Genomic DNA, 12835 nt, shown 5'->3' with positions numbered 1-12835 from the left:
AATAAATAACAGTGTTTTTTTATCTTTAAAATTTTATCTATTGACAATCATCTCAATACTTCATACTAATTACTGAGAAAAATACAAATTTAATAACATCTTCCTCTAAACGAGAAATGGAAAATAAAATGAAGAAGGTGATAATAATGTGGAAAGATGCACCATCTCACATATGTAGAGGGGGAGATCTTAGAGGGTTGGCTTTCTGCTGTCCTCCTGTAAAGAACTGTCCTATCTACGATGCTCTAAGAATATTGAAGATGACTCCTGAAGAGTTTGTAAAGATAAAGGAAGAGTTTGGAAAGAAAACAAAATTGGGGGAAGGAAAAGGTACATGTTTTGGTAGTTTAGTATGGTGTTGCAAGATAAGCAAACCATGTCCCTTCAGAGATAACGCTCTCATGAGGATTGGGATGAGTAAGGAGGAGTATATGAAATTGAAAGAAAAACTGGCTCAAGAGATATTAAGAAAATCCAAATTTTTTAAGGAGACAGTAGAATTTTTGGAGAAAAAAGGATTTAAAAAAGAGGATGTTGAAAGGTTATTGCTTGAGACTGGAGATTTGAGAAAAACTGTTGTTAAGTTAAAAAGTTGTACCTAAATTAATAATATATTCAAATATATAAATAAATATTTCCAAAAAATAGTGGGCTCGGGGAGATTCGAACTCCCGACCACCGCCGTGTCAGGGCGGCATCATAGCCAGCTAGACCACGAGCCCAATCCAATCTGTTAATATTACAAACATATATATAAGGTTTTCGGTTTTATAAATATTTCTCTGTCTAGAATCCTATGTCTTATCTTAAATAGTTTTTACATATCTCCTTAAGTAACTCTGACTTTGAAGTACTATTCTCCACTTTAACCTTGATATACCCACAAAGTTCCCAGTGTATTCTTGGATAGCACTTGTTTCTAACGATCTCAGCAGAATAACCCATCTTCTTTAACGTCTTATATATGTTCTCCAACTTTGGATTTTTAACACCTAAACTCTGAGGTATCCGTCTTCCTTCCTTCCGACTTTTCTCTCTATCTATATAAACTGGCCAGATAACAATTTCCTTCATCCTATAACCACCCTTCCTTTACGAATACATACATAAGTATAATTACCGTGATTAAGCATACTCCCATAACCATCCAAAACCCGTAGGGACTATCTATCAGAGGCATATACTTGAAATTCATACCAAATACTCCAGTTATCCAGACAGGGACTGCAAATACAGTGGTAACCATAGTTAGTATCTTCATTATCTGATTCATCCTTATATTCTCTATGGAGAGACTCATATCCATCATCGAGACCAGCAATTCTCTATATGTAGTCTCCATATCTAACAACTGAAGTGTATCGTAGTAAAGATCCTCCAAATGTTCCCTATCTTCCTGGGTAGTAATTGGAAGGTACTTTCTCTTTAATATAGATAAGACGTCTTTGTTAGATACCAAAGCCTTGTGGAAGTATACCAAAGTTTTTCTCAGTTGTAAAATCTCCTCTGTCACATTCTTACCTCCGTGGATTAGGGCGTACTCCAATCTATCTAACTTGTCTTCTAAGTTCAACAAGATTCTCGAGTAGTTTAAAGTGATCTGATTTAAAAGTACATAGAGAAAAAAACCTATACCCTTACCTAGGAGTGTCTTTGGTTTTTTAGATTTCAGTAAACTGTATATCTTTCCTATGGATTTTATCTTGTCACTATGGATGGTTAATACTATATTGTCTTTTATAAATATTCCAAAGGATGTGGTGGTAACATCTTCTTCAAAGAGAGGTGCCTTGTAGATGATTAAGTAGTAATCTTCCTCCTCTTCAACCCTTGGAACTTCCTGTTCATCTAAACCTACTCTCAGTTCATCTACACCGATACCTATTTTCTTAGAAAGTTTTAAAAGTTCTTCATCTGAGGGGGCATAGCAATCCATCCATATTAGTATATAGTCTCTGTGATTTTCTAGATCTTCCAAATTTATTTTGATTATATTTTCGTCCCTATATCCCAAAATCTTTAGCATGTCTATCCCAATATCTCAATTATTATCTATATCTCTTCCTACTCCTGTTATAAAAGAGTACTACAAATAGAATACCAGTTATTAAGGTATATAATATAACAGATACTATAAGTTCTATGAACTGAGTCTTTCCACATAGAAGGTCTGAAAACTTAAGTAGAATCTCTCTAAGTATAAACAAAATCACGATTCCAAAGAGAAATCTCTTTAATATATCTAAAACATCCTTACTGGAATAAATGATATCGTCTATAGAATGTGCTACTAAAATTATAAACATACTGAGTACAAACATATCTGTAAAATAGTGGAGAAATATTCCCACAAAATTGACAAGATCCTTGGTATGGGCCATACTGTAAGAGTAAAGGGCACCTATCGTTGTTATAACTATGGCTATAACATTCCCCATAGGTGTAAGTCTTCTAAATTCAAAACTTTTTTTCCCCTCTTTGAAGGCTTTCTTTAGATCTTTAGTTAAACCCGAGCCTTCTGAGAGAATATATAACCCTACTATACCAACAATGATCCTCCACCCAAGATCTGCAAATATAGCATAGATAACCATAGCAAATCCTATGGATGTAAATATAAAAGGTAAATACTGTGACATTGTCTTTTCAAGGAACTCTTGAACTAAGTAGTAAGTAGATTCTAAAGATTCACTCTGTTTTACAACTATTCTTTTTTTCCATACAAATACATCCTTGTTTTCTAAATATTTCAATACCAATTCATCTTCTTTACCATCAGATACAAAATATACAAATGTAGGTTCATAGAGATAGAGGAGAAAATCCAACTGTTCCTTTATTCTTTTGGCACACTCCTTAGATTCAACATTTTTATAACCTGATATCAGTGCTAACTCTACATCCTTCTCTTCCTTTTTTAGATCATCATATAGTTTTACACCTCCAAGTATTGAATTTACATCAGTGTCACCAGGATCTGCCAGTCCCAGTCTAATAGCAGCGTTTATACAGTCAGACCTCCCGAGTACTGGTGTTTTAATATTGGCCTTCCTACCTACATCATCGTCTATATCCACTATAATAACAAGATATTTCTCTTCACTTCTGTTGCTACCTCTGTAGTTGATCCCTTTTCCAACATTGTTAACAGTAAAAATACCTTGAAAGTTATTTTTAACTTCCATAAATATCCCAGTTTTAATATCCTAATTTATAGTTATCTTAATATTATAGCAATTATAACTTTAGTCTTATTGTCAATGAATTAAAACCTAACAGCCAACTCTCTTACTACTTAAATCATTCGATAACATAAAATTGCGAAATGGATTATAAAAGATTCAGTTTACTTTCTCATCTCCTCAAGATTTTTTAATTTTATTATTAATAGTATCTGATGAAACTAGGATTTAAAATATATAATAGCCTATACTTATTAAAGCCTCTAAAAAAGAATAGAAGGAGAGAAAATATTGGAATTTGGTCTATAGTTGTAGATACTAATTTATTTTTACATTATATTATTTATTAATTATATTATTTACAATAATATATTATTGTAATTTTAACGATGTTATTATAATATCTAAAAAAAATAACAAAAACCTGGTGAGTAAATGGAGTTAATAAAAAAGGCAATCTACAGTTTAAGAAGTGGGAAGATAGTACTTGTCTACGACAGCGACGATAGAGAAGGAGAAACTGACATGGTAGTGGCTTCGGAAAAGATAACATTTGAGCATATAAAAACTATGAGAAAAGACGGTGGGGGACTTATATGTACTGCAGTACATCCCAAGATCTGCACCTCCATAGGCATTCCCTTTATGGTAGATATACTTCTTGAGGCTTCAAAGAGATACCCATTACTGAAGGAACTTTACCCCTCTGATATCCCCTACGACGAGAAGTCTTCCTTCTCCATCACTATAAACCATAGAAAGACATTTACTGGTATCACAGATAGAGATAGAGCATTTACCATAAGAAAATTTGCAGATCTTTGTAAGGAGAAAAGGTTTAACGACTTTGGTAGAGAGTTCAGATCTCCAGGACATGTTATTCTCCTAAGGGCTGCAGAAGGTCTTGTTAGAAACAGGAGAGGTCATACAGAAATGACGGTGGCTCTTGCAGAGTTGGCAAATATGACACCAATCACCACAATATGTGAGATGATGGGAGAAGACGGCTACGCCATGGATAAGAGTGAAGCCAGGAGATATGCAGAGAAACATAACTTGGTATTTCTCAGTGGGGAGGATATTATAAACTACTACTTAGAGAGGAAGAGATAACAGGTGATATTATGACTGTAAGGGTAGGTATTGCCGATACTACCTTTGCAAGGGTAGATATGGCATCTGCTGCGATAAAAAAACTTAAGGAGTTAACACCCAAGATAAAGATAGTTAGATACACAGTACCTGGTATAAAAGATTTGCCTGTGGCCTGTAAAAAACTTATTGAGGAGGAGAAATGTGAGATTGTAATGGCCCTTGGGATGCCTGGAAAGGAGAAAAAGGATAAAATATGTGCCCATGAGGCTTCCCAAGGAATTATGATGGCTCAACTTATGACCAACAAACATATCATAGAGGTATTTGTCCATGAGGATGAAGCTAAGGATGAGAGAGAGTTGGAATGGCTTGCAAAGAGGAGGGCAGAGGAGCATGCTGAGAATGTATATTATCTACTTTTCAACAGGAAGTTCTTGGAGAAAAACGCTGGTAAGGGATTAAGACAGGGGTTTGAAGATGTGGGACCTGTTAGGGAATAATCGTTTTAAATTCTAAACGATAGATAGGTTTTTATAGGATGAAAATTACAGTTGATAAAAACACTTTAGAAATCTAAAACGATTCATTTAAATGTGGGGAGTTCCGTTCCCCCTGAAAGCTCCTGATGACATCTGGTTAATAAAATACAGATGGAATGGGAGAACTCCTTAAGGTCTTACTTATAAAACCTTAAGGAGAGAACGGAATTGAATAATATTGTATTGTATTTAAATATGGTGAATAGAATGTCCTTTAATAGACAGAGAAATAATAGAAGAATTCCTGTAGTTGAGGGGAAGGAATATAAGGTAACAATTGAAGATATGGGAAGGGGAGGAGATGGAATAGCAAGAGTAGAAGGGTTTGTTATCTTTATCCCAAATACTACTAAAGGAGAGACAGTTACAGTTAAAATAACTGCAGTTAAGGATAGGTTTGCCTTTGGAGAGAGAGTATAAATTTCCTATTATAACATTTTCTTTTTTTTTATTTTTTTATTAGGCATCAGATTTTAAAAGGTTCTCATCCCTTATCAGCCGGGGACAACTTCATCATCTGCCTTAATTAGGTATGTAATCTTCTAAAACTTTGAGAATATCTTTTATTAACTTTTTCTCATTTACAGGATCTAACTCAAAGTTAGATCTAACTATGACGTAGAGATTAACGTCGTCCTTGGAGATAGAGAGTATATGAATATAGTAATCCTCAAATTTAATAGATACCCTTTTAGGTTTATCCTTTAATAATTTATGGGTACGTTGGAATAGGGCACTGTACTTTGCAGATACCTCTTCAGCATCCCTAATTGTAGATATGATGGGAAGACCTTCTTCAGAGGTTATAGTTATACTACCTACATCATTTTCCAAAGCAACTTCTATAAGATCGAACTTATCTGATAACTTTTCATCGCTGATATTTATACTTTCGGTGGTGTATTTCTTTAACTCCAATAGACTGTTAACAATTTCATCTTCAAGTTTCTCCTTTTCTAATAATCGCTTCTTCTCTTTTTCAGTGATGTATATATACCATCCCAACATTACAAATACTAATCCTATCAAAAAAAATATAATAAACAGAAATATTAAAAATATTAGATCCATAATAGCACCTGTTCTTACACTATCTCAACATTCACTTTTGGAATTATATCTATAACATACTGAGATATTATACATTCTATGTCTTTTTTAATTTTTTCTGCATCCCTATTTTTAAACAATCTTCCACGGTAGAGTATAAGTTTAAGTATGGATTTTGGATTTATTTTTATTTTTATGTCACAAGTACAATAATATTTCCCATTGTAATGTACATCTATATTTACATTAAAACTTTTTATATCTCCTTGATTCTTTAAATAGGAATATATTTTTTCTTCTAAGTCCTTTTTTATACTCTCCAATTCTTCATAGGATGGCTCAAAAGTACTTCTAATGAGATTATCAATAAATTCCTCATCTGGTGGTGTAATATTGAATTTCTTTAAAAGTTCTTCCTTATCGGAAATAATCTCTTCATTTATTTCTTCTTCTGTATTTTCCGTCTTTTCTTGAATAACATCTTCATCTTTTTTCAAAGATTCAACATTTACTAACGCCATCTGTGGATAGTATTCTACAAGTATCTCTACCTTATTTTCATCGTACTCGAAGATATCTACCACTATATCCTGACATGTTAAAAGTTTTTTAATCATGTGACATGCATCTTTACCAAATAGAACTTTGTTGTTGCTCTCATAGGCAGATAGTATAGGTGTTTTATCTTTATATATTATATATCCCTTTTTGTATCCCTCTCCATCCTTTTTAAATATCTCCACTAATGTATATCCTTTCAAATAGTCCTTATAATTCTTTCCTAAATTTAACCTCAAAGGCTTACCTTCGGGTATCCATAGATCCAAGTTGTAATAATGGAGATTTTCTTCAAATTCCGTACTTTCCTTTTCCTTTTTAAGAATTTTTGCTTCTTTTAAGAATATTTCTTTATATATGTCCATCATAGTATTCAACTTCTCTAAGGTGTATTCATATACTTCTATCAGAGGTTTGTCCTTTTTCATATCTTCTATGCGTTCTACGGATCTATCTCCAAAAATCTCTGTGTTATTATAGTTGTAGTAGTAACCGATAACAGTTCCATTCTTCAAAAATATATATCCTTCTTCAAAACCTCCATCCCTCTTTATCGAAAGTTTAATATAGCCAGTGAAGTTCTTTGATTCCTTTAGTATTTTATCTACATCTTCATCTTCAAATATTTTAATTAAGTTTCCTTCTATAACATGTATAACCATAACATTTACACCCTAATAATTATCTAACAATAATTTAATAATGACTTATTAATATTTAATAATTTATTATATTACCGATTATAGTTATTTAAAAATTAAAAAATGGTAGAAGTATGGAGATAGGATTAACGTTGATAGCATATAACAAGATAGGTATCTTACATAGAATAACTGGTATTATTTCAAAGTTAGGAGGCAATATCACCTATACTCAACAGTTTATAAGGAATAACAATACCGGATTAATCTACATGGAGATAGAAAATATAGAAGATGAAGACAGTCTCATAAATACCTTAAAGAGTTTAGATGAGATAATAGAAGTGGAGATACATTCCACCCTCAAAAAGATCTTTGGAAAGAGAATAATAATAATAGGAGGGGGTGCCCAAGTTTCCCAGGTTGCCCTAGGGGCTATAATAGAAGCAGATAGACACAACATTCGAGGGGAGAGAATAAGTATAGATACTATACCTATAGTTGGGGAAGAGAATATAGCCAATGCTGTGCTCTCAGTGGAAAAACTTCCGAGGGTAGGACTGTTAGTTCTTGCTGGATCTCTTATGGGTGGAAAGATAACTGAAGCGATAAGAAGACTTAAGGAAAAAACTGGTATTTACGTTATCTCCTTAAAAATGGTTGGTAGTGTTCCTAAGGTGGTAGATTTAGTAGTGACTGATCCTGTACAGGCTGGAGTAATAGCAGTAATGACAGTTGCAGAGACTGCAAAATTTGATATAAACAAAGTGAGAGGAAAGGTTATTTAAAGCAAATTATACTCTAAATTTACTTACACTATGTGAGACCTCTTCAGATATCTTGGCAAGTTCATCAATGACCTTACTAACCTCTTCCACAACTCCATTCTGTTCCTCAGCACTGGCAGTCAACTCCTCTGCAGTGGCTGCAAACTCCTCGGATATAGAGGCAATATCTTGGACGTGTCTAAGAGCACTCTGAATGTTGTTGCTGGACTCTTCTGCATGTTCTTTGATTGCGTTTATCTTTTCCAATGTTGTATAAACTCCATCCTTGATTTTGAGGAATGCATTATTTACCTCGTCTATTGCAATAACTCCCTTATCTACTTCATCCTTACCAGTTAAACCTAGATCTACAGTTTTCTCGATCTTACTCTGTATCTCGGAGATAGTTTTCTTAATGTCGTCCACAGACTTCCCTATCTCTTCTGCTAAGGATTTTATCTCACTTGCAACAACTGCGAAACCTCTCCCTGCCTCTCCAGCCCTGGCAGCCTCTATAGAGGCGTTGAGGGCCAGGAGTCCAGTCTGCTCTGCTATGTCCTTGATAAGTACTGTAATCTCGTTGATCTTCTTACTCTCTTCACCGAGTTCCTGGATAGCTTTACCTAACTCGTCTATTACATTTGCGATGTTTTGCATCGTTGTTATTGCGTTCTCTACCTTCTTTACACCTTCCTCTGAGTAGTTACTTACTTCTTCTGCAGCCTTTACACCTTCCTCTGCACTCTGGGCTGTGTTTTCAATTAGTTTCGTAGTTTCTTCTAACTCTTGGGTGATATCCTGGAGTTTTGCGGATTGATCTGTGGCTGCAGTGGCTACCTGGGATGCGGCATCTGTTACCTGATCTGAGATCTCCTTAGTCTTCTCTATCTCTTCTCTGAGTATATTTATTTCCTCATTTAGTCTATCTATATGTTTTCTTAGATCTTTGATGAGTTGTGACATATTTGATACAGCCCTATTAAATATTTTCTGGAGTCTGTTGTACTTCCTATTTTCATCCATTCTAACTGTCAAATCTCCCTGTTCAAGTTTGGAGAGGGCCTCTACAATTTCATTAATTGTACGTCTAATTTCTTTTTTGTAATCTATTAGTTTTTTATGAGATTTTTTTAATTTCTCTATCTCTTCAGTTAATGTTTCAAATACATTTGGGTCATCTATAATAGAGGGGTCCATTTCTAATAATAAGACTATATTTTGAAGTAAGTTTCTACATTTTTCTAATCTTTTAAATAGCTTGGATGCAACAATATAGGATATACCTACTGAAATTACTATTCCCAAGATTATAAAGATAGCATTTTGTAGAATGACAGGGATAATATGAGGAGCCGTTAAGTAAAATACTGCCAATAATATTATAAAAAATAAAAAGATAGGTAGTATTAGAATTAATATTAGTAATCTCTTACAATCCATTTTATCACCTTTTATTTATATACTAAATTTATACTAAATCTTTATATCTACTTCAATTCCAGAGAATGATCATAGGTATAATCCTACCATAGTGAATTTTTCCAACATTTTAATATCAGATTTCTCTTTTTTTTTGTATTATTTAAAAGCTTTTTTGAATTTATTGTAAATTTTGGAATTAGAATTTAAAAATTTTTAAAATTGGTAATAATATTTATATTATTTTTAATATCTATTAGAACTATTATATAATCTTACTCTTTCCTTTATGGATCACGACTGCCCTTCCATCCTTTAAAAAAAATTTAACAGTCCTACTACCTTCACCTCCTACATCTTCACCGACTATCCTTATTTTATACTTACTTAACTCTCTCTTTGTTGCTTCAACATTTTTTTTTCCAACATTTATAGTATTGGAAGTTTTAAACATAGCAGCTCCTCCCGCTATCTTAGCCACTAATTTATTAGGTCTTGCCCCTAAAGTTATCATTTTAGTAATTAATGCAGGTACCGCAGTATTTGCGTATTTACCAGGATCTTTCACATTTGGATCGTTGGTATAAGGGAGCATTATATGTGCCATACCTCCTATTTTCTTCCCTTTGTCGTATAGCATCAGGGCTACACAGGAGCCCAATAAAGTTTCAAGCACCTCTGGACTTTTTGCTACTTCCAAACCACCTATTTTTACCCTTATTACCATTATAAACAACCTACACACTGTTTAAATCTAAAATAAACGCTACCCTTCCATCTCCTAATATAGTTGCCCCCGCAAAGCCCTGAATATTCTTTAAGATACCTTGGAGAGGTTTTACTACAATCTCTTCACGTCCTATAACATCGTCTACAACAATACCCAATTTACCTTTATTTCTCTCTATAACTACAATATATAGTTCCTCAGATTTTTCATCATTCCATGGGAAGTTAAGTATATCTTTTAACCACATTACTGGTAGTATATCTCCTCTGTAAAGTATAGCATCCTGGCCCTCTATGTTTTTTATCTCATCTCTTTTAATATGTGTAACGTCTAAAACGCTTGTTAGAGGTATTGCATATACCTGATCTTCCAATCTAACTAGTAATACTAATATGATAGCCATTGTCAGTGGTAACTGGAGTACTACTCTTGTACCTTTACCCTTTTCAGAGTAGATAGTTACACTACCCCCAAGGGACTCTATCTTTGTCTTTACAACATCCATCCCCACTCCTCTTCCAGATATATCCGAAACCTTTTCAGCAGTACTGAACCCTGGTAGGAATATCAAATTAATAGCCTCCTGATCAGACATTCTCTTAGCTTCTTCTTCTGTAATAAGACCTTTTTCTATAGCCTTTCTCTTTATAACTTCTGGATCTATCCCCCTACCGTCATCTTCTACAATAATAAGTACATGATTTCTCTCTCTTGCTGCCTTTAATATTAACTTTCCTTTCCTAGGTTTACCTAATTTCTCCCTTTCTTCAGGAGGTTCTATACCATGATCTAATGCATTTCTAATAATGTGAGTCAGAGGTTCAGCGAGTTCATCCAATACAGTTCTATCCAATTCAATATCTGAACCTTCAATTATCAATTCAACTTCCTTGTTAAGAGCCTTTGCAAGATCCCTCACCGTTCTTGGAAACCTGTTGAATATAAAGGATACTGGAATCATCCTCATTGCCATAACTTCCTCTTGGAGTTCTGTGGTTAGCATGTTGAGTCTATTTACTGCATTGTGTAACTCCTTTATATCGTATTTCTCTGCTATTTGGGCAAAATTAGCTCTATTTATTACTAACTCTCCCACCAAGTTCATAAGTTTGTCCAACTTTTCAATATTTACCCTTACAGTTTGAACTGTCGAGGATTTTTTTGTTGTTACTTCTTTAGAAGCTTTTTTTGTAGGAGGTTCTGTCTTCTTTTTCTCTACTTCCTTTTTGTGAGATTTAGTTTCCACTTTTTTTTCAGTTTTTATTTCTTCCATGTATTTTGGGAGTTCTACAGAAACTTCCTTTATTTCAGGAATATTTAGTACAGCCTCTTTTATATCGTCAGGTTCCTTGTCCGTTATGAGGTATATGATAACCTTTGTATCCTTGAACTCTCCCTTCTGTATCATTTCTAACGAAGGCTCTACTTTAACAATCTCCCCCAAATCTTCAAGTTCCTTTATAACCATGTAGGCTCTAACTGATTTTAATAAACACTCTTCGTCTATTACTACTTCTACTTTATAGGCATCCTGTAGATCTTCTTCAGTTTTTTTCTCTTCCTTCTCTTCTTCTTTTATTTCTTCTTCTTCAACTTCTAACTCTACATCAACGAGAGATACCACTATGTATTCCATTTCACTTATTGCATCTAATTCCTTCTGAATTTCTTCTATAGGTTTATCTGAGAGGAAGAGTATTTCCAACTCTTCTCCTCCCCCTCCTTCCTTGAGTACTTCTTCCTTAGGTATTGTATCCAACACTTCACCTATTTTCTGTACTGTGTTTAATACCATCAGCAATCTAACAGATTTTAAAGTACAGTCCTCAGCAGTTTTGGCCTTTAAGTGATACAATTTATAACCTTTCTCAAAAAGTTCTTTAATACGCTCTCCATACTCGTCAATTTTAAATTTTGTATGGTCTAGAGTTACCTCATACTCTTTAACTTCTTCAGAAACTACTTCCTTAGATTCTGTTGATAATGCCTTATCTAACATATCACTTAATTCCGATAAGTCAACGTCTATATTTGAAAGATCCTTACCTTCTTCTACAGTCTTGGCTATCTTTTCCATAGCATCTAAAGAATACTTTAGAGCATCCATTACCGACTTAGTAAAAACAATACTGTCATTCATCACTTTGTTTACTAACTTCTCTATCTTTTTTAGTACAGTTATTAATTCACTGTACTCAAGGGCTTCTGCAATTATACTGAGGACCTCAACAGATTTACTCATCTGTTCAAGGATATCTTCTAAGTTTTTTGGTTTTTTTATCTCCTCTTCAGATGTTGCTGGAATTTTCACTGTCTTTTTGACTTTTATAGTAGTTGTAGGGTTCTTCAAAATAACTTTAATTTTGTTTTTTTTCTCTTCCTTTTTTTCTTCTTTAGTAGTAGATATCACTTCTTCCTTTTTTTCCTCTTCTGCAGGCGCTGTTTCCTTCTCTACACTACCTGAGAGATACTTCTCCTTCAACATCTTTATTTTCTCAACTAATCCATCTACATCTACAGATGTTTCAGTAATACCTTCTTCGATTTCATTGACCATTGTCTCAAGGGCATCGAGACACTCAAAAAGTAGATCCATAATTTCCGAAGTTACAGGTATCTTTCCCTCCCTCAGATAATCCAAGATATCCTCCATATGGTGGGTGAGATTGGATATATGATCAAACCCTACAGTTCTCGCCGATCCTTTCAAAGTATGTGCAGATCTAAATATTAAATTAATTATCTCTAAATTTTCAGGATTGTTTTCAAGTTCTACTAAATACTGATTTAGAGCCTGAAGGTGTTCCCTCGCTTCTGCCAAGAACAGTTCTTTATACTGTTCCATCTCATCCAT

The 12835-nt window shown here is 33.9% G+C and carries 13 protein-coding genes and 1 tRNA gene; 5 read left to right on the top strand and 9 right to left on the bottom strand.

All coding sequences use genetic code 11. From position 1 onward, the window contains the following. The first annotated feature begins 143 nt into the window (after window positions 1–143). The gene (locus tag MHHB_RS03020) at window positions 144–602 is read left to right on the top strand and encodes a methanogenesis marker 9 domain-containing protein (RefSeq protein ID WP_131007406.1); all 459 of its coding nucleotides are present in this window, start codon (window positions 144–146) and stop codon (window positions 600–602) included. A gap of 46 nt (window positions 603–648) precedes the next feature. Here MHHB_RS03020 and MHHB_RS03015 read toward each other — a convergent pair. The 4 genes from MHHB_RS03015 to MHHB_RS03000 all read right to left on the bottom strand — a co-directional run bounded on the left by MHHB_RS03015 (window position 649) and on the right by MHHB_RS03000 (window position 3185). Continuing rightward, a tRNA-Val gene (locus tag MHHB_RS03015) sits at window positions 649–722 on the bottom strand. A gap of 79 nt (window positions 723–801) precedes the next feature. Beyond that, on the bottom strand, window positions 802–1074 hold the full coding sequence (locus MHHB_RS03010) for a signal recognition particle subunit SRP19/SEC65 family protein (protein WP_131007142.1): 273 nt from the start codon (window positions 1072–1074) through the stop codon (window positions 802–804). A 1-nt stretch (window position 1075) separates the two neighbouring features. Further along, on the bottom strand, window positions 1076–2026 hold the full coding sequence (gene corA / locus MHHB_RS03005) for a magnesium/cobalt transporter CorA (RefSeq protein ID WP_131007141.1): 951 nt from the start codon (window positions 2024–2026) through the stop codon (window positions 1076–1078). Window positions 2027–2048: 22 nt separating this feature from the next. Next, window positions 2049–3185 (bottom strand): DUF373 family protein, encoded by a 1137-nt coding sequence (locus tag MHHB_RS03000; protein WP_131007140.1) that lies wholly within the window; start codon window positions 3183–3185, stop codon window positions 2049–2051. A 432-nt stretch (window positions 3186–3617) separates the two neighbouring features. Here MHHB_RS03000 and ribB point away from each other — a divergent pair, with 432 nt between their 5' ends. From ribB to MHHB_RS02985, 3 genes are all read left to right on the top strand, one after another. Continuing rightward, on the top strand, window positions 3618–4295 hold the full coding sequence (gene ribB, locus MHHB_RS02995; RefSeq protein WP_131007139.1) for a 3,4-dihydroxy-2-butanone-4-phosphate synthase: 678 nt from the start codon (window positions 3618–3620) through the stop codon (window positions 4293–4295). 11 nt (window positions 4296–4306) lie between these two features. Continuing rightward, on the top strand, window positions 4307–4777 hold the full coding sequence (gene ribC, locus MHHB_RS02990) for a riboflavin synthase (protein WP_131007138.1): 471 nt from the start codon (window positions 4307–4309) through the stop codon (window positions 4775–4777). Between the two features lie 234 nt (window positions 4778–5011). Then, entirely contained in the window at window positions 5012–5236 is a 225-nt protein-coding gene (locus MHHB_RS02985) for a TRAM domain-containing protein (protein ID WP_131007405.1), read from the top strand. A 102-nt stretch (window positions 5237–5338) separates the two neighbouring features. On the opposite strand, the gene MHHB_RS02980 is transcribed toward MHHB_RS02985, so the two are convergent. Both MHHB_RS02980 and MHHB_RS02975 read right to left on the bottom strand, forming a co-directional pair. Further along, window positions 5339–5887 carry a hypothetical protein gene (locus MHHB_RS02980; RefSeq protein ID WP_229701910.1) on the bottom strand — a complete coding sequence of 183 codons (549 nt, stop codon included), beginning with the start codon at window positions 5885–5887 and terminating at the stop codon, window positions 5339–5341. 14 nt (window positions 5888–5901) lie between these two features. Beyond that, window positions 5902–7086 (bottom strand): DUF2226 domain-containing protein, encoded by a 1185-nt coding sequence (locus MHHB_RS02975; RefSeq protein ID WP_131007137.1) that lies wholly within the window; start codon window positions 7084–7086, stop codon window positions 5902–5904. Window positions 7087–7199: 113 nt separating this feature from the next. Between MHHB_RS02975 and MHHB_RS02970 the strand changes: the two genes are divergently transcribed. Then, window positions 7200–7853 carry a DUF5612 domain-containing protein gene (locus MHHB_RS02970; RefSeq protein ID WP_131007136.1) on the top strand — a complete coding sequence of 218 codons (654 nt, stop codon included), beginning with the start codon at window positions 7200–7202 and terminating at the stop codon, window positions 7851–7853. Between the two features lie 6 nt (window positions 7854–7859). Here MHHB_RS02970 and MHHB_RS02965 read toward each other — a convergent pair whose 3' ends face one another. The 3 genes from MHHB_RS02965 to MHHB_RS02955 form a co-directional block, all read right to left on the bottom strand. After that, window positions 7860–9272, bottom strand: a complete 1413-nt coding sequence (locus MHHB_RS02965; protein ID WP_131007135.1) for a methyl-accepting chemotaxis protein — start codon at window positions 9270–9272, stop codon at window positions 7860–7862. 244 nt (window positions 9273–9516) lie between these two features. Then, a complete protein-coding gene (locus MHHB_RS02960) occupies window positions 9517–9978 on the bottom strand; it encodes a chemotaxis protein CheD (protein ID WP_131007402.1) in 462 nt (153 codons plus the stop codon). Window positions 9979–9988: 10 nt separating this feature from the next. Next, entirely contained in the window at window positions 9989–12835 is a 2847-nt protein-coding gene (locus tag MHHB_RS02955; RefSeq protein ID WP_131007134.1) for a chemotaxis protein CheA, read from the bottom strand.

Source organism: Methanofervidicoccus abyssi (assembly GCF_004310395.1).
GTDB classification, from domain to species: Archaea; AGJL01; Methanococci; order Methanococcales; family Methanococcaceae; genus Methanofervidicoccus; species Methanofervidicoccus abyssi.
This window is presented reverse-complemented; position numbering and strand designations above follow the sequence as displayed.